This window comes from Mycobacterium rhizamassiliense (assembly GCF_900157375.1).
GTDB classification, from domain to species: Bacteria; Actinomycetota; Actinomycetes; order Mycobacteriales; family Mycobacteriaceae; genus Mycobacterium; species Mycobacterium rhizamassiliense.
In genome coordinates, this window is the sequence record NZ_LT721901.1 from 2,520,815 (window position 1) to 2,545,000 (window position 24,186).

At 63.4% G+C, this 24,186-nt stretch carries 18 protein-coding genes and 1 pseudogene; 13 read left to right on the top strand and 6 right to left on the bottom strand.

Annotated features, from left to right (window positions below; translation table 11 throughout):
* The first annotated feature begins 131 nt into the window (after positions 1 to 131).
* From hpnC to MRAB57_RS12445, 12 genes and pseudogenes are all read left to right on the top strand, one after another.
* Entirely contained in the window at positions 132 to 1,025 is an 894-nt protein-coding gene (hpnC, locus tag MRAB57_RS12390) for a squalene synthase HpnC (RefSeq protein ID WP_083743373.1), read from the top strand.
* Complete coding sequence (gene hpnD / locus MRAB57_RS12395) at positions 1,022 to 1,876, top strand: presqualene diphosphate synthase HpnD (RefSeq protein WP_077087813.1); 855 nt, start codon at positions 1,022 to 1,024, stop codon at positions 1,874 to 1,876. Before hpnC ends, hpnD begins: the two co-directional genes overlap by 4 nt.
* Positions 1,873 to 3,225, top strand: a complete 1,353-nt coding sequence (gene hpnE, locus MRAB57_RS12400; protein WP_077087814.1) for a hydroxysqualene dehydroxylase HpnE — start codon at positions 1,873 to 1,875, stop codon at positions 3,223 to 3,225. Before hpnD ends, hpnE begins: the two co-directional genes overlap by 4 nt.
* Entirely contained in the window at positions 3,222 to 4,238 is a 1,017-nt protein-coding gene (locus MRAB57_RS12405) for a polyprenyl synthetase family protein (protein ID WP_077087815.1), read from the top strand. Before hpnE ends, MRAB57_RS12405 begins: the two co-directional genes overlap by 4 nt.
* A complete protein-coding gene (shc, locus tag MRAB57_RS12410) occupies positions 4,239 to 6,152 on the top strand; it encodes a squalene--hopene cyclase (protein WP_083743374.1) in 1,914 nt (637 codons plus the stop codon).
* A gap of 10 nt (positions 6,153 to 6,162) precedes the next feature.
* A pseudogene (locus MRAB57_RS29175) lies at positions 6,163 to 6,354 on the top strand (SDR family oxidoreductase); the annotation flags it as partial.
* Between the two features lie 32 nt (positions 6,355 to 6,386).
* Positions 6,387 to 8,447, top strand: coding sequence for an FAD-dependent oxidoreductase (locus MRAB57_RS12420; RefSeq protein ID WP_083743375.1), 2,061 nt, complete (start codon positions 6,387 to 6,389; stop codon positions 8,445 to 8,447).
* Between the two features lie 276 nt (positions 8,448 to 8,723).
* Positions 8,724 to 10,178 carry a WS/DGAT/MGAT family O-acyltransferase gene (locus tag MRAB57_RS12425; protein WP_083743610.1) on the top strand — a complete coding sequence of 485 codons (1,455 nt, stop codon included), beginning with the start codon at positions 8,724 to 8,726 and terminating at the stop codon, positions 10,176 to 10,178.
* Positions 10,175 to 11,056 carry a phthiotriol/phenolphthiotriol dimycocerosates methyltransferase gene (locus tag MRAB57_RS12430; protein ID WP_083743376.1) on the top strand — a complete coding sequence of 294 codons (882 nt, stop codon included), beginning with the start codon at positions 10,175 to 10,177 and terminating at the stop codon, positions 11,054 to 11,056. The genes MRAB57_RS12425 and MRAB57_RS12430 overlap by 4 nt, the downstream gene beginning before the upstream one ends.
* The gene (locus tag MRAB57_RS12435; protein WP_077087819.1) at positions 11,056 to 12,345 is read left to right on the top strand and encodes a cytochrome P450; all 1,290 of its coding nucleotides are present in this window, start codon (positions 11,056 to 11,058) and stop codon (positions 12,343 to 12,345) included. Before MRAB57_RS12430 ends, MRAB57_RS12435 begins: the two co-directional genes overlap by 1 nt.
* 148 nt (positions 12,346 to 12,493) lie before the next feature.
* Positions 12,494 to 13,690 (top strand): cytochrome P450, encoded by a 1,197-nt coding sequence (locus MRAB57_RS12440; protein WP_077087820.1) that lies wholly within the window; start codon positions 12,494 to 12,496, stop codon positions 13,688 to 13,690.
* Between the two features lie 126 nt (positions 13,691 to 13,816).
* Positions 13,817 to 14,710, top strand: a complete 894-nt coding sequence (locus MRAB57_RS12445) for an SDR family NAD(P)-dependent oxidoreductase (protein ID WP_077087821.1) — start codon at positions 13,817 to 13,819, stop codon at positions 14,708 to 14,710.
* A gap of 162 nt (positions 14,711 to 14,872) precedes the next feature.
* Here the strand turns inward: MRAB57_RS12445 and MRAB57_RS12450 are convergent, their stop codons facing one another.
* Entirely contained in the window at positions 14,873 to 15,739 is an 867-nt protein-coding gene (locus tag MRAB57_RS12450; RefSeq protein WP_157900596.1) for an SAM-dependent methyltransferase, read from the bottom strand.
* A 548-nt stretch (positions 15,740 to 16,287) separates the two neighbouring features.
* On the opposite strand from MRAB57_RS12450, the gene MRAB57_RS12455 reads away from it, so the two are divergent.
* Positions 16,288 to 17,358 (top strand): Rieske 2Fe-2S domain-containing protein, encoded by a 1,071-nt coding sequence (locus MRAB57_RS12455; protein ID WP_077087823.1) that lies wholly within the window; start codon positions 16,288 to 16,290, stop codon positions 17,356 to 17,358.
* 14 nt (positions 17,359 to 17,372) lie between these two features.
* Here MRAB57_RS12455 and MRAB57_RS12460 read toward each other — a convergent pair whose 3' ends face one another.
* The 5 genes from MRAB57_RS12460 to MRAB57_RS12480 all read right to left on the bottom strand — a co-directional run bounded on the left by MRAB57_RS12460 (position 17,373) and on the right by MRAB57_RS12480 (position 23,780).
* Positions 17,373 to 18,779 carry a WS/DGAT/MGAT family O-acyltransferase gene (locus MRAB57_RS12460; protein WP_077087824.1) on the bottom strand — a complete coding sequence of 469 codons (1,407 nt, stop codon included), beginning with the start codon at positions 18,777 to 18,779 and terminating at the stop codon, positions 17,373 to 17,375.
* Positions 18,780 to 18,952: 173 nt separating this feature from the next.
* Positions 18,953 to 20,383, bottom strand: a complete 1,431-nt coding sequence (locus MRAB57_RS12465; RefSeq protein ID WP_083743378.1) for a cytochrome P450 — start codon at positions 20,381 to 20,383, stop codon at positions 18,953 to 18,955.
* 300 nt (positions 20,384 to 20,683) lie between these two features.
* Entirely contained in the window at positions 20,684 to 21,703 is a 1,020-nt protein-coding gene (locus MRAB57_RS12470; RefSeq protein WP_077087825.1) for a Rieske 2Fe-2S domain-containing protein, read from the bottom strand.
* The gene (locus MRAB57_RS12475; RefSeq protein ID WP_077087826.1) at positions 21,700 to 22,716 is read right to left on the bottom strand and encodes a Rieske 2Fe-2S domain-containing protein; all 1,017 of its coding nucleotides are present in this window, start codon (positions 22,714 to 22,716) and stop codon (positions 21,700 to 21,702) included. The genes MRAB57_RS12470 and MRAB57_RS12475 overlap by 4 nt, the downstream gene beginning before the upstream one ends.
* Positions 22,713 to 23,780, bottom strand: a complete 1,068-nt coding sequence (locus MRAB57_RS12480) for a Rieske 2Fe-2S domain-containing protein (protein WP_077087827.1) — start codon at positions 23,778 to 23,780, stop codon at positions 22,713 to 22,715. Before MRAB57_RS12480 ends, MRAB57_RS12475 begins: the two co-directional genes overlap by 4 nt.
* Positions 23,781 to 24,186: the final 406 nt, after the last annotated feature.

Genomic DNA, 24,186 nt, shown 5'->3' on the forward strand with positions numbered 1-24,186 from the left:
CGACCGCACAGGTCTCTTCACGAGATGGCCGCTGCCGCTGCTGCTTCCCGCTCCTTGTCCGGACCAAGCTTCGGCCCGGATCACCATTGCGGCAACCGTTCGCCCGACACGTGTGACCGGGGCGCCGGCCGATGCGGGTGAACTTCCTCGCTCACAGCGATTCAATTCGTGGTGAGCCCAAACAGGCTTCCGAAACGTTGCGGCACCGCGAAAGCGGCGAGAACTTCCCCGTCGCGCTGCGCGTGCTGCCGAAGGCGGTGCGCGAAGACCTCCATGCGATTTACGCGGTGGCCCGCACTATCGACGACCTCGGTGACGCCGCACCAGGAGATCGCGTTGTCGCGCTCAATGACTTTCGCGCCGATCTGCACCGCATCTGGCGGGATGACACGCCGCGATCGCGGGTCCTGCAGGCACTCGCGCCGACGGTGCGGGCGCACAACCTGGATACCGAGCCATTCGACCGCCTCATCGAGGCCAACCTGATCGACCAACGCGTCTCGCGCTACGAGACGTTCGAGGAACTCATCGCGTATTGTCGGCTGTCCGCCGATCCGGTGGGCCGACTGGTGCTTGATGTATTTGACCAGTGTTCGTCGGAGACTGCGGAATTGTCGGACCGGGTATGCCGGGCGCTGCAATTGCTGGAACACTGGCAAGACGTCGCCGAAGACCGGCGCGCAGGCCGCGTTTACCTGCCTCAAGAAGACCTCGCGACCTATGGCGTGCGGGAAACGGACCTCGACGGCACGCGTGCAACCGAGGCCCTTCGCGAGTTGATGATGTTTGAGATCGGCCGCGCCGCAAAGCTACTCGAGTCCGGTGCGCCGCTGGTGGGGCGGCTGACGGGATGGGCACGCATCGCGGTTGCCGGGTACGTCGCGGGCGGGCGCGCCGCCGCGCAGGGATTGCGCCGCACCGGCGGCGACGTGCTAGGCCGCACCCCGAAGGCCCGTCGCCGCGACGTCGCCTTCTCCGCGGCCGCGCTGTTGCTTCGCGCTCCGACGGAGCTGACTGCCCAATGAGCACGGTGGAGGACGCCTACCGCATCGCCGAGGACATCACCCGGACCCAGGCATTGAATTTTCACTACGGCATCCGGTTGCTGCCATCGGGCAAGCGGTCCGCCTTGTGCGCGGTGTACGCGCTGGCGCGGCGAATCGACGATATCGGCGACGGCGATCTGCCGCCCGAGCAGAAGGTGGCCGAACTGTCGCTGGTGCGAAAATCGGTTGGGAATCTGGATCATTCGTCGGATCCCGTGCTGGTGGCCGTGGCCGACTCGACGCGCCGGTTCCCCATTCCGGTGTCGGCTTTCGAAGAGTTGATCGACGGTGTGCAGATGGATGTGGAGGGCGTTACCTACCAGGATTTCTGCGACCTGGTGGTGTACTGCCGACGGGTGGCCGGATCGGTCGGGCGCCTGTGTCTGTCGATCTTCGGTCCGGTCGAACCCCACACCTCGCGCTACGCCGACCAGCTCGGCATCGCGCTGCAGCAGACCAACATCCTGCGCGACGTGCGCGAGGACCTGCTCAACGGCCGGATCTATCTGCCGCACAGCGAACTTGAGCGGTTTGGCGTCCGTTTGAGCGTTGACGAGTTCGGCGAACTCGACGACCCGGACGGACAACTTGCCGCGCTGCTTAGGTTCTGCGCCGGGCGTGCCGAAGATTGGTACTCGTTGGGGCTCAGGCTGATACCACATCTGGACCGTCGCAGCGCCGCGTGCTGCCTGGCCATGTCGGGCATCTACCGACATCTGCTCACCATCATCAAGACGTCGCCCGCGAGCGTGTACGACCGGCGGCTGTCCCTGTCGGGAACGCAAAAGGCGCGAGTCGCCGCAGTCGCATTGGCCAGGGCGGCGCTGTGACGGGCCTCGCGTCCTGCCGCCTTGCCGTAATCGGCGGCGGCCTCGCCGGCATCACCGCCGCGGTGCGCTGCGCCGATGCCGGGGCCGCGGTGACGCTGTACGAGGCCAGGCCCCGATTGGGTGGCCTGACGTCTTCGTTCCGGCGCGGTGAGTTGTGGGTGGACAACGGCCAACACGTGTTCCTGCGCTGCTGCACGTCATACCGCGCACTCGTGCAACGGCTCGGCGCCGAGCACATGACCGCGCTGCAGCCGCGGCTCGACATCGCGGTACGCAGCCCGTCGCGTGCGGCTCGGCTGCGGCGCACCCGCCTGCCCGCGCCGCTGCACCTGGCCGCGTCGCTGGCCCGCTACCCATGGCTGAACCTCGGTGATCGCGTGCGCTTCGCCCGCGCGGCGTTGGCGCTGCGGGCGGTCGATGCCGCCGACCCCGCGACCGACCTGCGCGGCTTCGGAGACTGGCTGCGCGAGCACGGTCAGAGCGCCAGCGCCGTGCACTGCCTGTGGGAGCTCGTCGGCATCGCGACGCTCAACGCCCGCGCCGACGACGCGTCTCTGGCCTTGGCCGCCACGGTGTTCCAGATCGGCATGCTGCGCGACAACTGCAGCGGCGACATCGGTTGGTCCGCGGTGCCCCTGCAGCGACTGCACGGCGACACCGCCGCCGACACGCTCGCCAAATCGGGCGCCGCCGTGCAGCTTCGAACCCCGGTGCGGTCGCTGTCCCGAAGCAACGGAGCGTGGGACGTGGAGGCCGACACCGGCTCGGCCCGCTTCGACGCCGTCATCGCGGCCGTTCCGCCGTCCGGTGCCGAAGCTCTGTTGCCCGAGGGTGCGGTGGACATGGAGCCGGGATGGTCGCAGCGGCTAGGCAGTTCGCCGATTATCAACCTGCATCTGATCCTCGATCGAACGGTTCTGCAGGAACCGTTCATCGCGGCCGTCGACAGCGACGTGCAGTGGGTCTTCGACCGCACCGACCAAAGCGGCCTGCCCTCTGGCCAGTACCTTGCCGTATCGCTCTCGGCCGCCGACGATTTGATCGACGTACCGACCGCTACGCTGCGCGACCGTTTCGTGCCCGCCCTGAAGTCGATCCTGCCGGGGCTCGAATCCGCCGAATTGAAAGACTTTTTCGTGACCCGCGAGCGGGAGGCGACGTTTCGGCCATCTCCGGGTACCGCCCGGCTGCGACCGCCCGCGCGTACCGCCGTGCCAGGCTTGTACCTGGCCGGGGCGTGGACGGCGACCGAATGGCCGGCGACGATGGAGGGGGCGGTGCGCAGCGGTGATGCCGCGGCCGCCGCGTTGCTGGCCGACGCGAGATCGCTATCGACGGAGGCGGTATGACGCCGATAGTCCAAACCTTCGATGAGGTACGGGAACTGATCACCCCGCTGCTACGTAAGATGGTGCACCGCCTCGATCCGAGCACTCGGCTCGTCGTCTCCTACCACCTCGGCTGGTGCGACAAGGACGGTGTTCCGGCTAACACCAACGGCGGCAAGGCCATTCGCCCTAGCCTGGCGTTGTTGGGCGCCGTCGCCGCGGGAGCCGAACCGGAGGCGGCGTTGCCCGCCGCGGTGGCCGTTGAACTGGTACATAACTTTTCGCTGGTGCATGACGATGTGATGGACGGGGACGCCGAACGCCGGCATCGACCTACCGTCTGGGCGCAGTGGGGTGCCCCGACCGCGGTGCTCGCGGGCGACGCGATGCTATCCCTGGCGCATGAGGTGCTGTTGGATCTGCGTTCGCCACACGCACGCACCGCGGAAGCGATGCTGGCGGTTGCCACCCGGGAGCTCATCCGGGGCCAAACCCTGGACATCGCTTTCGAGAGCCGCTGCGCGGTGAGCCTCGCTGAATGCGTAGCCATGGTCCGCGGCAAGACCGGAGCGCTGATGTCGGTCAGCGCGGCAATCGGAGCGGTGCTGACCGGCGCGCCTCCCGCGATGACCGACGCGCTGACGTCTTACGGCGACCACCTCGGCGTTGCGTTCCAGCTCGTCGACGACCTGCTTGGCATCTGGGGCCAACCCGAAATCACCGGCAAACCAGTGTATTCCGACCTACGGTCGCGCAAGAAGACCCTGCCGGTCACGTGGGCGATCGAGAACGGCGGGGCGCCGGGCCGCCGACTCGCCGCATGGCTGGCCGACGAGCCGCGCGACGCAACCGACGCCGAGCTCGCGGGCGTCGCCGAGCTTGTCGAGCAGGGGGGCGGACGCGAGTGGGCGACCCGAGAGGCCGTCCGTCTCGCCGCCCTGGCCGACGATGCCGTCGCACAAGCCGGGGCCGTATCGAAGCCAGCTGGACAGCTGCGCGCACTGGCCCGCTACCTCACTCATAGGGATGCATAGATGTCGACCACCGCTAGCCGGATGCCGGAACCCGCCGCCACCCCAGACGAGTTGGGCGATGTGCGAGCCGCGCTGGATGCCGCGGTGCGCCAGTTGCGATCACAACAGCATCAAAGCGGCGGGTGGAAGGGCGCGCTCGACACCAACGTGACCATGGACGCCGAGGACCTGCTGATGCGCGCATTCCTGGGCATCCTGACACCCGAGGCGACCGAACCCACGGCACGATGGATCCGGTCACAGCAGCGCGCGGACGGTAGTTGGGCGGTATATCCGGGCGGTCCGGGTGACCTGTCGACCTCGGCCGAGGCATGGGTGGCATTGCGATTGGCCGGGGACGGGCCCGAGGAACCACACATGGCCAAGGCGGCCGAATTCGTGCGGTCCGCAGGCGGGGTCGAAGCCAGCCGCGTGTTTACCCGGATCTGGTTGTCGCTCTCCGGATTATGGTCTTGGGACGACTGCCCGGAACTGCCGCCCGAGCTCATCTTCTTCCCGTCCTGGGCGCCGCTGAACATCTATGACTGGGGCTGTTGGGCACGCGGAACGATTGTGCCGCTGATGATCGTCTGCACGCTAAAGCCGGTGCGCCCCAGATCTTTCGGTATCAACGAGCTGCGCTCGGGCCGGCCTCGCCGCCTCGACCGGCCGTGGACCATTGCCGGCATATTCCAGCGGCTCGACAAACTGCTGCACTGGTACGCGCGGCATCCGTTCCGACCGCTGAGAACCTCGGCGATGAAGCAGTCCCTCGAATGGATCCTGGCCCGCCAGGAAGCCGACGGCGCGTGGGGCGGCATCCAGCCGCCGACCGTGTATTCGATTCTGGCACTGCACCTTATGGGCTATCCGATGGACCATCCCGCGGTGCGCGCCGGCCTCGCCGGGCTGGACGGATTCCTCCTCCACGAGGACACCCCGGACGGGCCGACCCGCCGGCTGGAGGGCTGCCAGTCGCCCGTATGGGACACCGCGCTGTCACTGGCCGCTCTGCTGGACGCGGGCGTGGCTCCAGACGACCCGGCGGTACTGCGCGCCACCGACTGGCTACTCGACAGGCAGATCACCCGGCCGGGAGACTGGCATGTGCGTCGCCCCGAATTGCGGCCCGGTGCTTGGGCGTTCGAGTTCGCCAATGACAACTATCCCGACACCGACGACACTGCGGAGGTCATCCTGGGCCTGCGCCGCGTGAGGCATCCCGACGCGGCCCGGGTCGCCGCCGCAGTCGACCTGGCGGTGGACTGGACCGCGGGCATGCAGTCGCGCGACGGTGGCTGGGGTGCGTTCGACGCCGACAACACCAGCACGTTGGTGACCAAGTTGCCGTTCTGTGATTTCGGTGCGGTCACCGATCCACCCTCGGCCGACGTCACCGCCCACGTTGTCGAGATGCTCGCCATCGAGGGAGTGCACGGCGAGCGATGCGAGCGGGGCGTGCGGTGGCTGCTCGATCACCAGGAGCCGGACGGCTCCTGGTACGGCCGGTGGGGTGTCAACTATGTCTACGGAACGGGCGCGGTCGTGCCGGCATTGATCGCGGCCGGCGTTGACGCCGCGGCCGCGCCGATCCGTTCCGCGGTGGATTGGTTGAAGCGGCACCAGAACGACGATGGCGGGTGGGGGGAGGACGCACGCTCGTACGTCGACCGCCGTGCCTGGGTGGGGCGTGGGGCGTCGACCCCGTCGCAGACCGCGTGGGCGTTGCTCGCACTGTTGGCGGCCGGGGATGACACCGAGGCCGTGCAGCGAGGGATCGGGTGGCTGGTGACGAACCAGCTGCCCGACGGCGGTTGGGACGAACAACATTTCACCGGCACCGGATTCCCGGTGGACATGTATATCAACTACGAGATGTACAAGCTGGTCTTTCCGATGTGGGCGCTTGGCCGTTATGTTCGGGCGCGCACATGAGGTCGGCGGTCGTCTCCCGATCAAGATTTCGGTCATCGAGGCGGGCGATATCGAGTCGGAGATGAAACCCAAATCTGAATCCTCGATGTTCGCGGTGGACAACGAAACTGGCGTCAAGGCATTAGTCGAAGCTATCGAACGGGAACGGGGCCGGGCCGTCGTGCCCTGGTGGCCGTGGGCGTCGATGGTCCCGCTGTTGCGGCCTGGTGCACGCTCGGAAGGAGAGAGACGACGATGCATCCCCGTTACCCCAATGTTTTCAGCCCGGTGCGGGTTGGACCGGTGGAGCTGTCCAACCGCTATTACTTCGCGCCGCACGCTATTCCGCTGAACGTCGGCTCCGCCCCTTCTGACGATTTCGTGGCGTATTGCACGGAGCGGGTGAAGGATGGCGGCTGCGGTCTGGTGATCTTGAGCTGCACGGCGCATCAGCGCGGGCGCTCCTTTCAGCCTTCTCCGTATCCGAAGAAGAACATTGCTGCCTTCGCCGCGCTGGCCGACGCCGTGCACCGGGCTGGTGGGAAAATCTTTGGTGAGATTTGGTATCACTGGATGACTCCCGGTCATTGGCAATCGATGGCACCGCAAGCGCCGTCGTTTGGCCCGTCGGTTTCGCAGTTCGCATTCAACGGGATCAGCGGTTCGACCCGCGCGGCCACACGCGGCGAGATTGCGATGATCGTCGACGCGTATCACCAATCGACAGTGCATCTACGTGAAGCCGGATTCGATGGCATTGAAGTCCACGCCGCGCACGCCACCATCATCGAGCAGTTCCTGTCGCCGTACTACAACCGACGCACCGACGAATACGGCGGGCCGTTGGAAAACCGGATGCGGCTGCTCGTCGAAGTGTTGCAGTCAGTGCGTGACGCCGCGGGCAGCGGGATGGCTGTCGGCCCGCGGATCAACTGCGATGAGCTGATCGAGGGTGGCTACGCGAGTTCGGACGCCTACGATGTGGTTCGCTCGATCTGCACACAGGGGCTGGTCGACTTTGTCGATCTGGACGTTGGCATGGAGCCCCTCCAGCTGAAATATGGTATGCCCACGGTCTTTACCGAGGAGTTCTCTTACCGACCGTTTGTGGAGAAGGTCCGCGGCGCGGCGGGTGAGGTGCCGGTGCTTACTGTGCTTGGCCGGGTCACCAAAATGAACGACGCTGAAGCTGCGATCGCGTCGGGCGTGTGCGATCTCGTCGGGTCGGCGCGTCAGCTGATTGCCGAGCCGCAATTCGTCAAGCACGCCCGCGAGGGCACCGAAGACCAGGCGCGCACCTGCATTGCCTGTAACTGGTGCCTCGGCGGCATTAACTATCGCGTGATCGGTTGCACGATCAACCCGGCGTCCTTTCGGGAAAGGCTTTGGGGTGAAAGCACATTCACTGCGGCCGCGCGGCCTGTGAAGGTGGTCGTGATTGGCGGCGGGCCAGCGGGACTTGAGGCAGCCCGGGTTGCGGCGCTCCGGGGCCACGATGTCACCTTGCTGGAAGCGCGCGAGGAACTTGGTGGGGCGCTAGAGCTGTGGTCGCGGCTGCCGGGCCGTGACTTCTACCGGCACGCGATCGACTGGTGGACGCGCGAACTGGTCCGGCTGGGTGTGGTGATCCGGCGAGGCAAGCCGGCAGCGGCGCAAGAGGTGTTAGCGCTGGCGCCCGATGCCGTGATCGTCGCCACCGGCGCCAGCTATAGCCAGACCGGGCGAAGCGCTTTTCTCGACCAGGACATCCCCGGCGCCGACAAGCCACACGTCTGCTGTCCCGAGGACATCCTGGAGGGCCGCGTGCAACCGTCGGGCAAGCTTGTCGTGGTAGACGCCGAAGCCACGCATACCGGCAGCGGTGTGGCAGAGCTGCTTGGCCGCCGCGGCGCCGAGGTGATCATGCTGTCGCCCAACTACGCCCCTTACTCCCACCGCGAAGTGATGAGCTTAGAAGGGGATTCGATCGCCCAACGAATGGCTGAGGCCAATGTCGTGTTCCAAGCCACGACCTGGGTCCGCGGAATCGGCGATCACGACCTGCAGATCGTCGACGTCAACAGCGGACGCGAGTCGGTGATCCCGGGCGTCGATGCCGTGGTCTTGGCCACCGGCCGGATCCCCGTTGACGCAATTGCGCGCGAGCTCGAAGGTAAAGTCGCACAACTATTCACCATCGGCGACGCGCTCGGGGTACGCCCGCTGGCCACGGCCGCCTACGAGGGGCAGAAATTCGCTCGGCTGATTGGGGAGCCCGATGCTCCGCGGGATGTCGCCGAGGTTTACTTCGCGGCTGATGGCCCGGTGGTCCGATGACCCGCGAAAGTAGTTCCACCACAAGCTTTTCAAGCCAACCGCTGTCCAACTGCAAGGCAGGGAGGAAATCAGCTGCCGGTGGACTGAACTCAGATGGAATGGGGTCGTTCGCGGCAATAGCCAGCGCCTCGGACGGGTTGGCACAGTATGCTAACGCCCACGCCTACGGGAAGAGGTGATCGTGACCGATTCCATGTTCTCCCACATCGTTGTTCGGCAATCTTGGCAACGCATTAACTCGTACGCCGCCGGCCCCAGCAGGGTGCTCGGATGACCATCCATCGACTCAGTGGATTCGACGCCAGCTTGCTGCATCTGGAGTCCCAGTCACAGCCCATGACCGGATGCGCGTTGTGGGAATTGGACACATCGACCATGCCCGGGGGATATAGCTTCGCCAACTTCCGCGCGACGCTATCGCAGCGACTCGTAGCAGTGCCGGAATTCCGGATGAAGATGGCTGACAGCGCATTGAATTTGGACACTCCCGTGTGGGTGGAGGATCCCGACTTCGATCTCGATCGCCATCTGCACCGCGTCAAGCTGCCGGCGCCGGGCAGCAGCGATGAACTGTCGGCGCTCGTGGGGCGCTTGATCGCCGAGCAGATCGACCGCAGCCGGCCCTTGTGGGGGATGTGGGTGATCGAGGGATTGTCTGGCACCGATTCACGCATCAGCGGCCGGGTCGCGGTGATGCACCGTATGCATCACGTGCTCGCGGACGGGACCACCGCCAACGACATTTTGGCGCGGCTCTGCAGCACCGAAGCCGACCCGACGCCGCCGGAACCCATTGAGGGGGTAGGGACTCTCAGTCAGCGGCAGATCGTCGTTGATGGTTTGGTGCGGTTCGCGCGACGGCCCTGGTATCTGCTCAAGGTGCTGCTCACAACAATCGCCGGGGCGATCACGACGATCCGTCGGAATGCCCGGGGTCAAACCATGACGGGACTGTTCAACGCGCCACGGACCATGTTCAACGGCACCGTCTCTGGCCGCCGCACCGTGGCCTACGTCCAACTGGACCTCGATGACGTCAAGGCCGTCAAGAACAAGTTCGGAGTCACGTTCAACGACGTGATGATGGCGCTGGTATCAAGTGCGGTCAGACGTTTCCTGCTTGATCGTTCCGCGCTGCCGCAGGCCACGCTGGCCGCGGCGATGCCGGTGTCGATTTTTCAGTCGAGCCGCGCGAGCCGCAACCAATTGTCTGCCATGATTTCCAGTTTGTGCACCGATGTGGCCGATCCCATGGCGCGGCTTCGGGCTATCGCTGCGGCGAGTTCTGTTGCAAAAGAACATGTTTCGGCGGTCGGTCCGTCGCTGGGGCTCGATTGGACGCAATTCGCTCCCCGGTTGTTAGAGGTGGGATGGCGAATCTACCGATGGTCTGGACTCAGCGACCGCCGACCGATTTACAACCTGACCCTGTCCAATGTGCCCGGACCACAAGTGCAGTGCTACTTGATGGGAGCCAAGGTCAAAGCGAGCTATAAGTTCGGACCGGTTTTCCACGGAGCCGGTCTGAACGTCACCGTTATGTCGCTCAACGGCAAGGTCGATGTCGGCCTTGTTTCGTGTACGGACCTGCTGCCCGACCTCTGGGAGCTGGCTGATGGTCTCCCTATCGCTCTCAGGGAACTACTGGACTTGGCCGGACGGATTGAGGGCTGCGCCGATCGCCGGGCAGCACAGAAACCCGATACGAGCAGCAGCGATCGGGCATCATGAAACGCCGAGGTCCGCTGAGGCTTGACCCCGGCTCGTATATGAGACAGCCGAGATTCTCCGCGGGGCTAGCATTTGGCCGGCTGACGCTCGCCTTCACAACGGTCTCCGACCGCCTGACGCAGATATTCGCCAAGCGCGTCTACCCGCTCTTCACGCGCCGGTTCGCAGATCAAGTCCGCTTGATCAATTTGGGCTACGAGGAGGATCCGCCAATGGGCCTGTCGTTGCCGCAGTCCGACGAACCCGGCCGGTTCATGATTCAGCTCTACCACCGCACGGCGGCGCAGGTCGATCTGACGGGCAAAAGGGTGCTGGAAGTCAGTTGTGGCCACGGCGGCGGGGCCTCGCACGTTGTGCGCACCTTGGGCCCAGCTTCTTACACGGGTCTGGATTTAAACCGTGCTGGAATCGACTTTTGTCGAGCAGCCTACGACCTGCCCGGCCTGAGCTTTGTGCATGGCGACGCCCAGAGCCTGCCCTTCTCCGACGACTCTTTCGACGCAGTGCTCAATGTCGAAGCTTCGCACGGCTATCCCGACTTTCCTGGTTTCCTTGCGGAGGTAGCGCGTGTGTTGCGCCCGGGAGGGCATTTTCTCTACACCGATCTGCGACCGCTGCCGTGGATAGCGCAGTGGGAAGCGGCGTTTGCCGACGTCCCGATGCGGGTGCTGTCGGAAAGGTGCATCGATGAGGAGGTTTCGCGCGGACTCATAGGAACTGCCCAACGGCTGCATGACCTCGTTGCAGGCCGCGGTCCGAGGTATGTGCTCGACGTAATCCGTTATGGGATGGTCGTATACGGCAAGGCGACACTTGGCCCTCGTCGATCGTCTTATCGGATGTACTGCCTTGCCAAAGATGAAGGCAGCGTCGGCTAATGCCCCGCGATGTTCTGCCGCCGGGCCCCCGGCTCCCGACGTTCATTCAGTTCGCTGCATGGACGTCCCGCCCATGGGGATTCATGGATTGGTGCGCGGCCCGTTACGGGGACGTGTTTACTTTGCGGTTTCCCCGCCAGCGTCCCTGGGTGGTGGTGTCGCATCCCGATGCCGTGAAGGAGGTCTTCAGCGGTCCCCCTGAACTGCTGTGCGCCGCGGAGAGCAATCGCATCTTGGAACCAGTGGTGGGTGCGAACTCCTTGCTGCTGCTCGAAGGGGATGCGCACAGGGAGCAGCGTCGCCTCCTTATGCCGTCGTTCCGCGGCAACGGCCTCAAATTTTATGCCGACACGATGACCGCCATCGCCCAAGCGGAGATCGCGCGTTGGCCGCGCGGCAGGCAGGTGCGCCTGCACCCGCGCATGCAAGCCCTGACGCTGGAGGTCATGCTGCGCGGCGTTCTCGGGCTGAGCGAGGGGGCCCGTCTTGATCAGCTGCGCGCAGAACTGAAGCGGATGCTAACGACGAGGGCGGGACTGCTGCTGCTGGTTATAGGTCCGCCGCGGATGCGGGAGGCGCTGACGCGCAAGTTCCTCATGGGTCAGATCGACCGCTTGGTTCGTGCTGAGATCGATGATCGACGCAAGGCTGACGACTGGGCCGGGCGCGGTGACCTGCTGTCAATTCTTCTGCAAGCCCGCCACGCTGATGGCCAGCCGTTGAGCGATACGGAGATTCGCGACGAGCTGGTAACTATGCTGTTGGCCGGCGAGGAAACCACTGCGACCTCGCTAGCGTGGGCGGTGGAGCGTCTTATCCGTCATCCCGAGTACCAGGCTCGACTGATCGAGGAAGCCCGCGTTGGGGACCACCGGTTCGCGGATGCCGTGGTCAAGGAAACGATGCGGCTGCGACCGGTGATCTCGATGGTCACGCGGCAGCTCACCGCGCCGATGCAAATTGCCGGCTTCCGATTACCGGCCGGGGTGAGCGTGGTGTCATCGATTTACCTCACGCACCGGAGGCCGGACCTTTACCCCGACCCAGAGTGTTTCCGCCCGGAGCGTTTCCTTGACCAACCGGCAGGACCCTATACCTGGATTCCCTTCGGCGGCGGCGTAAGGCGTTGCCTGGGAGCGACTTTCGCCGAGCTGGAGATGCGGGCCGTCCTCGGTACGTTATTCAGCACCTGCACCGTTCGTCCGGCCGACGAGCGACCCGAGCCGGTGCGATGGCGCGGATTGATGATCCCGGTGCCCGGCCGCGGGGCCAGTGCGGTGCTCGGATGAGGCCGGCCCAGCGACATTCGAAATCCTCGGGCGCTGGGTTGGCCCGCATAAATCTGCCGGAAACGCCGGTGACGCCTGGTTTATGCTTCAGATACGGCAAAGCGCAATTACCGAGCACTCCTCGACACCGATATGGAGTCCAGTGACAATGCAGTCGCAATTGACGTTCGACCCGTACTCCGAGGAATTCTTCGCCCAGCCGCACGAAATCTACCGGCGAATGCGTGCGGAGGCACCGGTCTACTACCACGAGGACCTAGACTTCTACGCGCTTACCCGCTACGAGGATGTGGCCGCAGCCGCCAGGGACTTTCAGACTTACTCATCGGCGGGCGGCCTCGACCTGGCGATGATGCGCAGCGGCGAGGAGCCGCCGAAGGCGATCTTGTACATGGACCCGCCGGAGCACGGGCGGATGCGGGGCCTGGTCAACAAGGCCTTCACGCCGCGCGCGGTCGAAGCGCAACGAGCCACCGTCATCGAGGTGGTGCGGCGCTGCTTGGAGAGCGCCGATCCTCGTAGATTCGATGTGGTGCAGGAGTTCTCGGCCATCTTTCCGGGCGAGGTCATCACCTGCATGGTCGGAGTCCCGCCCGCGGACCGTCAGCAATTTCGCGAGTGGGTTCAAGTCGCGCTCAGCTACCAGCCCGGCCAGACCGCGCCGGACGAGACCACCCTGACGATGCTGCTGAACGCGGCCGCGTACTGCTACAACCTGGTGCTGGAGCGTCGCACGCAGCCGCAAGACGACATGATCAGCACCCTCATCGCCGCCGAGATTCAAAACGAGCACGGCGAGACGACGAGTCTGGCAGATGACGAGATCACGGTGTTCGCAATGCTGGTCGGCGGCGCGGGCACCGAAACCGTGACCAAACTCGTCGCCAACGCCGTGGCGGCATTCGCGCGGCACCCCGACCAGTGGCAAAAATTGCTCGACGATCGCACCAAGATTCCGGCGGCGGTGGAAGAGGTGCTCAGATACGACAGCCCGGTGCTATACACTCTGCGCAAAACCACGAGAGTGGTTACGGTACAAGGGGTTACGATTCCGGCGGGCAAGCCGGTGTTTCTGTGCGAGGTGGCCGCCAATCGCGATCCGGACGTCTTCCCCGACCCCGACGTTTTCGACATCGACCGAGACCATCGCCGAGCGCAGCAGCTCGCGCTCGGCTACGGCGTGCACAGCTGCCTAGGCGCCGCACTGGGCAGAATGGAAACCGCGATCGCGCTTGACCATTTGCTTGACTTCATGCCGCGATACGAGGTCATTTGGGACGAGTGCCGAAGAGTTAACGCATCGACGGTCGCCGGATGGGGGCAGCTGCCGGTGCGGGTGGGGTAATTGGTCGGAGATGGCTGCCGTTGAATCCGCGACCCCACCGACGGGGGTTCATACACCTGAAAACGACTGTGGACGCCCGTGTTGGCCGCTTGCAGTCTCGATCCTCAGATTGGTATATCTCAGGCGATGACATCGAACTGGTCGCCGACCCGACTCGGCAACCTCAGCGGCAAGCGGATCATCGTCACCGGCGCAACCAACGGCGTGGGCTTGGCCACGGCACGCGAGTTGGCCAAGGCTGGAGCGCACGTGATCATGGCCGTCCGCAATCTCGAGTTGGGTGCGCAGCGTGCCGCCGAAATGAGTGGCGAGACGTCGTTGGTCAAATTGGATCTCGCCGATCAATCGTCGGTGCGCGCATTTCCGGGCCTGTTCGAGGGCGACGTGGACATTCTGATCAACAATGCCGGCGCGATCGCGCCGCGGCGGACCGAGACCGTGGACGGCTTTGAGATCACGCTGGCCACGAATTTCCTCGGTCCGTTCGCGCTGACCAACCTGCTGTTCGATCGGGTGCGCTCGCAGATCATCAACGTCGGCTCCGACCGCCACAAGCATAAGTCGTCGGTGATCGCGTTCGACGACCCGCATCTGCGTGCTCACAAGTGGTCGCGGTACCCGGCCTATGGCCGCTCGAAGCTGGCGGTGATGCTTTGGGGACTCGAATTGGACCGGCGTCTGCGTGCCGCCGGATCGCCGGTGATCAGTCAACTTACCCATCCCGGCTGGGTGTCGTCGAACCTGTTGAAAATGTCTGATACCCGCGTCATGTCAGCCTGGCATTGGGGGCAATGGGTTCCCAAGATGTTCGGGAACGACCCCGAAGCCGGTGCCGCGCCAACGCTGTACTGCATCAGCGAGCCGATCGCATCGGGTAGCTACGTAGGTATCGACAGTCTGAGCGGCCTCAAAGGCGGCCCGACGCTCGCCGGACGCGCCGCGAAGGCCTGTGACTACGAAGCTGCAGGTAGGTTGTGGGAACTCGCGGAAAAAGAAACCGGCACAACGCTTCACGTGTAGCCGCACCGAACAGACCTTCCAAGACCACCTGATCACCGTGGTCACCCCTGTGGCAGCAGCCTCTACACCGAGCCCCAATCCGGTTGGAGCACGGAGGAATTCGCCCCAATCACCGACCGCAGCTGCGTGCCTTCCTGGACGAGTTAAGCGATGACGATTACTCTACTTCTGCGCGACCGCGATCAAATAATCTAGCCACGGGCTCCATATCGCTACTGCGGTGGGACCGTTCATGCGCCGTAGCCAAGGATGGACACTTCGGTAATCCGAGTTTTTGAGGCGATGGCGGACAAAATTTGCGAAGTCGTCGAAGACGTAGTCCCGAATCGAATACACATTCACTTTCTCGAAGCCTGTTTCTCGCAAGACGTCGCTATATCCCGAAGCGTCGAAATCATTCGCTTCACCGTGCGCATACACCGAGCGAGCAGCCGATCCGACGATGCCCCACCGGGCGTTAGGTCGTGGGACTGCCTCCTTGGGCAGCGGAATGATATCCGCAGTCACGAGGCGGCCGCCGGGCTTGAGAACCCGGAAAGCTTCACTGAAGAATTCGCGACGCGAAGGAAAGTGAAAGGGCGATTCAAGCGCAACTACCTTGTTCACAGATTCGTCCGGCCTGGGCAACTCACTGGCCGACCCGTGGATGTACCGTACGGTGCTCGCGAGGTCCAATGCTTGTGCTCTTCCGGAAGCTATCTCGATTTGCTTTCTCGATACGTTTATTCCGATAATCTCCTGAGGCTGAAACTCTTTTGCCCAGAGGAAATCTTGATCACCGAATCCGGGTCCAGCATCGACCACGATGTCACCAGGCCGTATGTCTGCTTCTCTTCCCACTAAGCGCGCAAATTCAGCACAAGCCTCATCGAGAGTCGTCGGGTTGTTTTTCCAATACCCGTAATTCAAAAACATCGAGTCTTCCGCGAAATTATTCGCGTCGTTGAACACCGTGTCGTATAATTTGCCCATACTCTGCGGCGTCGTAATATCCATGCCAACGCTCATTAATTGCTTCAGCTCGTACATCCACCGTGCCTGTCGGGCGAGTAAATTTTCTGAGTGCCGCTCGGACGTTGGCATTGTCACCCCTTGAGAATCGTATCTCGAACTGGTGTATGTCGGGTGAGCCTACCGTTCATCCCCCATGACGGTTTGCTTTCTTGAGGATTCGTCCAAGTCATCGAATGAAGCACACATGGATGCGCGGGTGGTTGGCCAACCACTCGGGGACCTCGATGCGTTTGTTGGCGGCGTAGTTATCCATCACCGAATGCCGCTGCTGGTCGGGGTGGGCGCGCGCTCCGCGCTTGAGGACCTTGAGGAATTCCTGGTGCCGATGGCTGTCCTGGCAGATGGCGCCACACGCTCTATGACGAAAACAGGGGATGTCTCGAGGCAGAGATTATTCGGCCTATCGAGACTGCAATCTCGCGGCACCGGGATAGACTGCGACATGATCGCGTCGCGGTCCGGCCGAAGTGTAGCTGCCGGTCCGTGTGAATGCGGTGTGGGCTTTAGCGGTATCCGGTGGACCACCTGATCGCTGGTCGGAGGGTCCTTCCAAAGGGAGTGCGTTGACAACCTTCGAAGCTCAGGGCGCGGCGACACAGACCGGGCTCGCCGATCAGCCGGAGCAGACCGCCGCGGTATCAGCGTCGCTGGAAGAGGCGCGACAGCTTCGCGATGCGCCTCCTCCCTTTCCGTTCGGGTGGTTCGCGGTGGCGCTGTGTCATGAGCTGCGTGCGGGCGCGGTGTTGACCCGTCAGTTCATGGATCGCGAGATTGTCATCTATCGCACCCAGTCTGGAACGGTGTGCGCCGCCGAGGCGTACTGCCCGCATCTGGGAGCCCACCTGGGACACGGCGGCGAGGTGTGTGGCGAAGAGCTGCGTTGTCCGTTTCACGGCTTCCGGTTCTCGGTGAAAGGGTCGTGCGTGTACTCACCGTCGGGTGCCCCACCTCCTGCGGCGCGCCTGGGTCTTCTCGAAGTCCGCGAGATCCACGGTGCGATCTTCGTGTGGCACGGCCCCGCCGGCCAGGTGCCATGGGAGATTGAGCCGCTGGCTGGTGATGAATCAGACTGGCGCCGTGTACAACACACCGTTCGGCACGTTCACAGCCATCCGCAGGAACTTGTCGAAAACAGCATCGACATCACGCATTTTGGTGCCGTGCATGGGTTGTGGAATGCGCAACTGGCCGAGCCGCCAATTTTTGACGGCCCGCAACTGCGCGTTGATTACACCTACACTCAGTCGGCCCGGTGGAAGTCTGATGCCGACGTCACAATGCGCATCCGAATCGACGGTTTGGGCGTCGTCGTCAACGAGGTCGATACACGCGGTGTTTCGATGCGGGTCTTCAGCTTGGCGACGCCCGTCAGTGAACGTGACACGATCCAGCATCTGCTTGTCAGCGTACGCAAACGGGGCCGAAGCCCAGTGGGCAAAGCCTTCTGGGGTGGCGTCGAAAAAATGAGCGGACGGTTCATCCTGCGCGGACTGGTCGGCCAACTCAAGCAAGATGACCCGGTGTGGGTCAACAAGAAGTATCTGCGCCGTCCGGCCATTGCTGAGGGTGACGGTCCGATCCACGCGTATCGACGATGGGCGAGTCAGTTCTATCCAGAAGGTGCAGCCTGGTGACGGATTAGGCGTTGTCAGCCCGCCGCAGTCTGCAATTCGAGAAGTGCAGCTGGTATACCGTCTGCCAGATCCCAAAGGTCGGACACCAAATCCGGGCAGCACACTAAGCCGATGTCGAGTTTACCGTTGAGCGACATCACTACCATCTGGAGCCCGCAGCCGTGGACAACCGGACCGAAGGCGTACCTGCCCGTAATCGCCGCACCCAGCAGATACTCCTGCGTCTCCGCTCCCCGCACGTTAGAGATACCCAAGTTGTACACGGGCCGGCGTTCGCTGAGCCCGGACCATTTATAAAAGCGTGCTCCGATCGCCAACAGGCCGGGAACGCATTGCAGCCAGTCTCCAAGCAGTGAAGCTCCGACCGCCGAAGTATGTTGCTTGGCAAGCGAACTCATCTCGGCGATGGCTTCGATCCGCTCCGCCGGATCGGCCATGTCGCTGTGCAAGCCGGTCACCCGGATTGCGAACTGGTTGCGGCTCGCGCGGGCCGGGTCGGAAACCGCGACGGGCATCATCGCGAGGAGTCCGGCCTGGGGCAACGCGTTGCGGTCGAGCAGAAACCGTCTGAGCGCACCCGACAACACGGCCAACATCACATCGTTGACGGTAACGCCGAACCTGTCCTTGATGACCTTGACATCCGTCAAATCCAGCTGGACGTACGCCGCGGCGCGGCTCTTCGTGATGTTGCCGTTGAACGGGGTCCGCGGCGCGTTTGGCATTCGGCCGAACCAACCCGGCACCGTTTTGTCCCCAGCGGAGCGACGAACCTTCCTGGCTTTGAATAGGACGGCGACCGACGCCGACAACAGCGTCTTGATCAGATACCAAGGCTTGCAGACGAACTGGACCAATCCATCCAGCACGATCCGCCGCGTGCTGACAGTCCCAACCCCGGCGATAGGCTCCGGCGGCGGCGGGTCGGCTTCGGTGCTGCAAAGCCGACTGAAGATGTTGAGGGCGGTCGGGCCGTCCGCGAGAACATGCTGCATCCGCAATATCAGGGCGACATTCGCCTGCAAGCCCGGATCGGCACCGACGAGGCCCTCCACCACCCACATGTCCCACACCGGTCGGTCGCGGTCCATCCGCTCTCCGACCAGACGCGCGGCCAACTCGGCGAGCTCTCGGTGACCACCCGGTGCCGGCAGCTCGATGCGGTGCAGGTGATGGTCAAGGTCGAAGTAGGGATCGTCTACCCAGACCGGGTTGTCGAGATTCAGCGCGCTGTCCGCCAGCTTCATACGAAATTCGGGCAGCGCGGCAATTTGCCCGGATAGCTTGTCGCGGAAGGCCTCAAAGCTGTATCCACCCGGCATCGTCGAAGTGTCCAGCATGAACATGCCGCAGGCGGTCATCGGTTGTTCCGGCGTCTCCATGCGCAGGGTGTGCGTGTCGGTTCCACTAAGCCGGTGCATTATTCAGAAGGCTAGCAAGTATGCAGTCTTAAAGTCACGCAATAACATACGGATTGTTGAGCAAATCCAGCAGCCTCGAACTAGGCCGGTCTGCGCCTCGCACTCAAGGAGCTGCTCGACGCGGCGAGCTGACTCGAGTTCAACCCCGGTTCGTGAAAGCGTTCGGCCTCAATTCAATTCGCTGGCGCGGGCACCTTGGTGATGACGGCGGGCACGTGCGACCGAGAGGCGGCGGGGTCGTACCGGGGACTCCAGTCAGTGGGAATTTGTACCCGGAACCGCTGATGGAGTTGGGCGAGCAGGAGTTGCGCGATCATCTCGGTCATCGGCATACCGAGACAACGGCGTGGTCCGGCGCCGAAGGCGACGTAGGCCAGGCTCGGCCGCGCCGCGATGGTGTCCTTGTCGTAAAACCGCATCGGATCGTAGCTGTCGGGATCAGGACCCCACCAGCGCGCATCACGATGCAGGGCATACGGCGATACTGCGACACGGCTTCCGCGACGGATTTGGTACCCACCGATGGTGTCGTTAACCTTTGCAACCCGCAGCAGGAAGGGAGGGGCCTCCAGCCGCAGACCCTCCGCGAAGCACGCCCTCGCCCACTGCAGCCGATCCAGATCATCGAAAGTGGGCACCGCCCCACCAAGCCCATCAACCTCGTCGTAGAGCCGCTGCTGAGCTGCTGGATTCTGCGGGAGCAACCCCAGCGTCAACGCCAACGACGCGTCGACGCTGTCCCAAGCGGCACCCATCAGGCTCATGATGTCCAAGACGGCGTCGCGCCGACGGATGGACCCGCCGTCCCGGCGGTGCGCGTCCAGAACCACCTGCGCCGTGTCGTCGTAAGACTGACCGTCGACCAATCGTTCGTCCACGCGCCGCAACACCCAGCGCCGCATCCGCAACCACGCCTGTGCGATATTCCCGGCTTCCAGTAGCAGCCGGGGGCGGCCGAGAAAGCCCAAGGAATACGTAAATGGGGACATCCAGGCGCGCATATCGACTTCAACCTGGTGCAGCTCGGCGTCGGTGAGCTCTTTCGAAAACATCACTCGCATGAACGCCGGCATGATCACAGCGGGCAGCTCTTCGTGCAGATCGATCCGTTCGCCGGACTCGGCGAACCGATCCCATCTGGCCAGGCTTTTGTCGAACTCGTCGGCGAGACAGCTGGCGATCCTCGTGAGCTGCCGACGGCCGAACATCGGTGCCAGCGCCTTGCGCCGCTGGCGATACTTCTCCCCGTCCAGTAGGCCCAATCCAGCGCCCACCGCAAACCCGGCGAAGCCGGCGCTCCGACCGATCATGCGGCCGTACTTGCCCTCCCTGCTATTCAGGACGTGGGCGACGTGGTCGGGATGGTTCACCATCACCACTTCAGCCATCGGCCACGGAAGCCGATAGACGTCACCGTAGCGGTTTCTCAACTCCCGCAGGTATCCGCAGGGATCCGCCCAGTAGTCGCCCATCACGCCGACGAAAGGCCGCCCACGTGGGCCGGGCGGTCGCGGCGCATCGATCCGCCGCCGCGACTGCAACCAATCCCGCCCACGACCGACAGGATTCCGAGTAATCCAGAATGTATCCGAGGTCGCCTTCATCGAGTACCTCTCGGGTCGCCCCCGCCAGTGAACCGTTGTTGCAGTGGCGTACAACAGACCGAAATTACACCGGAATTGCTCTGGCGGTCAACGCTGTCACCCGCCGCTATCGCTCCGATATCTCCATGGAAGAACTGCGTACCGTCATCGCCGCCAAACACGCCGCCGCAGCACGTACCAAACAACACCAAATCACCTAGCGTTCAACATGACTCGTTGATCGCTCCGTGGCCATTTGCATAGCGGTCAGTACGGAGAGCAAGCTGTCTCAGCCTGCTGAGTGGCGGGGTTTCCCCGCTCTCACCAGGCTGCACCTTCTGGATAAAACTGACTCGCCCATCGTCGATACGCGTGGATCGGACCGTCCCCCTCAGCAATGGCCGGACGGCGCAGATACTTCTTGTTAATCCATACCGACTCATCTAGCTTGACTTGGTCGGCCAGCCCGCGCATCACGAGCAGTCCGAACACTTTTTCGACGCCACACCAGAACGCTTTGCCCACTGGGCTTCGGCCCCGTTTGCGTACGCTCACAAGCAGATGCTGGATCGTGTCGCGTTCACCGACCGGAGTCGCCAAGCCGATGAACCGCATTGAGAAACCGAGTATGTCGACCTCGTCGACAAGGACGCCCAAACCGTCCATTCGAAGGCGCATTGTGATGTCAACACCGGACGTCCACGGAGTCGGTTGAGTGTAGGTGTAGTCAACGCGCATTCGCGGGCCGTCAAAAATCGGTGGCTCGACTAGTTGTGCATTCCGCAACTCATGCAGAGTACCGAGATGCGCGATGTCGATATTGTTCTCGATAAGTTCCTGCGGGTGGCTGTGAACGTGCCGAACGGTGTGTTGTACACGGCGCCAGTCTGATTCATCAACCAGTGGATCAATCTCCCATGGCACCTGTCCGGCGGGACCATGCCACACGAAGATCGCACCGTGGGTCTCGCGGACTTCGAGTAGACCCAGCCGCGCCGCGGGAGGTGGGGCACCCGACGGCGAGTACACGCACGAGCCTTGCACCGAGAACCGGAAGCCGTGAAACGGACAACGCAGCTCCTCGCCACACACCTCGCCGCCATGCCCCAGATGGGCTCCCAGATGCGGGCAGTACGCCTCCACCGCGCACGCCGTTCCTGATTCCGTGCGATAGATGACAATCTCGCGATCCATGAACTGACGGGTCAACACCGCACCCGCACGCAGCTCGTGACACAGCGCCACCGCGAACCACCCGAACGGGAAAGGAGGAGGCGCATCACAGAGCTGCCGCGCCTCTTGCAGCGACACCGATTTCGCCGCCGTGACGTCCGCGGTCACCAGGCTGCACCTTCTGGATAGAACTGACTCGCCCATCGTCGATACGCGTGGATCGGACCGTCACCCTCAGCAATGGCCGGACGGCGCAGATACTTCTTGTTGGCCCACACCGGCTCATCTTGCTTGATTTGGTCGACGAATCCGCGCAGGATCAACGGCCCGCTCATTTTTTCGACGTAACGCCAGAAGGCTTTGCCCACTGGGCTTCGGCCCCGTTTGCGTACGCTCACAAGGAGATGCTGGATCGTGTCGCGTTCACCGACCGGAGTCCACAAGGGAAAAAACCGGAGTGAAAAACCGGGTGTATCGACCTCGTCAAAAACGAAGCCCAAACCGTCGATTCGAATGCGCATTTTATCAACACCGGATGCCCACGGAGTCGGTTGAGTGTAGGTGTAGCCAATGCGCACTCGCGGGCCGTCAAAAATCGGCGGCTCGACCAGTTGAGCATTCCGCAACCCATGCAGAGTACTGAGATGCGCGATGTCGACACTGTTTTCGACAAGTTCCTGCGGGTGGCCGTGAACGTGGCGAACCGTGTGTCCCACCATGTGCCACTCCGACTCATCGTCGGGCGCATCAATCTCCCATGGCACCTGCCCGGCGGGACCATGCCACACGAAGATCGCACCGTGGATCTCGCGGACCTCGAGAAGACCCAGGCGCGCCGCAGGAGGTGGGGCACCCGACGGTGAGTACACGCACGAACCTTGCACCGAGAACCGGAAGCCGTGAAACGGACAACGCAGTTCTTCGCCACACACCTCGCCGCCGTGTCCGAGATGGGCGCCCAGATGCGGGCAGTACGCTTCCACCGCGCACGCCGTTCCTGATTTCGTGCGATAGATGACAATCTCGCGATCCATGAATTGGCGGGTCAACACCGCGCCCGCACGCAGCTCGTGACACAGCGCCACCGCGAACCACCCGAACGGAAAAGGCGGAGGCGCATCGCAAAGCTGCCGCGCCTCGTGCAGCGACACCGATTTCGCCGCCGTGACGTCCGCGGTCACCAGGCTGCACCTTCTGGATAGAACTGACTCACCCATCGTCGATAGGCGTGGATCGGGCCATCACCTTCAGCAATGGCCGGACGGCGCAGATACTTCTTGTTCGACCACACCGGGTCATCTTGGTTGATCTGGTTCATCAGGCCGCCCATAACGAACGGTCCGAGCACTTCTTGAGCGCAACGCCAGTAGGCTTTGCCCGCGAGGCTTCGGCCTTGTTTGCGCATGCTCATCAACAGCAAATGGACCGTGTCGCGCTCAGCAACGAGTGTTGCCAAACCGACGAGCCGCAGCGTGAAGCCGAGTGTCTCCACCTCGGTAATGGCAAAGCCCAGACCGTTCAGTCGAATGCGCAGTGCGACATCAACAGGGGACCCCCATGGGGTCTTCTGTTTGAGTGCGTAGTCAACGCCCAACCGTGGGCCGTCAAAAGTTGCGGGCCGAGAGACCCCCACATTTCCGAACCCATGCAAAGCACTGAAATGCGTGATGTCGATGCTGTTTTCGAGGAGTTCCTGCGGGTGGCTGCGGACGTGGCGAATCCTATGTCCCACCCTGCGCCACTCCGATTCTTCGTCGGGCGCATCGATCTCCCATGGCACCTGTCCGGCGGGTCCGTGCCACACCAGGATCGCACCGTGGGTCTCGCGGACCTCGAGAAGACCCAGGCGTGCCGCCGGAGGCGGGGCACCCGACGGCGAGTACACGCACGAGCCTTTCACCGAGAACCGGAAGCCGTGAAACGGACAACGCAGTTCCTCGCCACACACCTCGCCACCGTGTCCCAGGTGGGCCCCCAGATGCGGGCAGTACGCCTCGGTGGCGCATACCGTTCCAGACTGGGTGCGATAGATGACAATCTCGCGATCCATGAATTGGCGGGTCAACACCGCGCCCGCACGCAGCTCGTGACACTGCGCCACCGCGAACCACCCGAACGGGAAAGGCGGAGGTGCATCGCGAAGCTGTCGCGCCTCTTGCATCGACACCGATCTCGCCGCGGTGACGTCCGACTGACTGGCGTGATCGACCTGCGCCGCCGCGTCCTGAGCTTCGAAGGTTGTCAACGCACCCTCCTATAAGGACCTCCCGCAACGTGGTCCTCCGGATGTCGCTCCAGGCGGTACCGCCGTCCCACATGGACCGGCGGCCGCCACCTGTGCCAGGCCACGACGCGATTGTCCAGCAAGCCTAACCCGTGCCGGCTCGACACGTAATAACTTTATTACCGATCGACTTATCGGTTCTCGGACGCGGTTTAGGAACACCCGGAAGGCGGGCTACCAACAACTCGGCCCGCCGCTCAGCGAACATTGCATCAGGTCCAACGAGCAGATTCTCGCCGGAGGCCGCGCGCATTTGGGCGAAAACCTCAGGCGCCGCGCGTGGTCCATTCATTAGCCTCGTCAGTCAGGGGTTGATCTGCAATGATCTTGCTCGTTAATGCTTTTGGCCGCTCTGTCGGTTATCGAC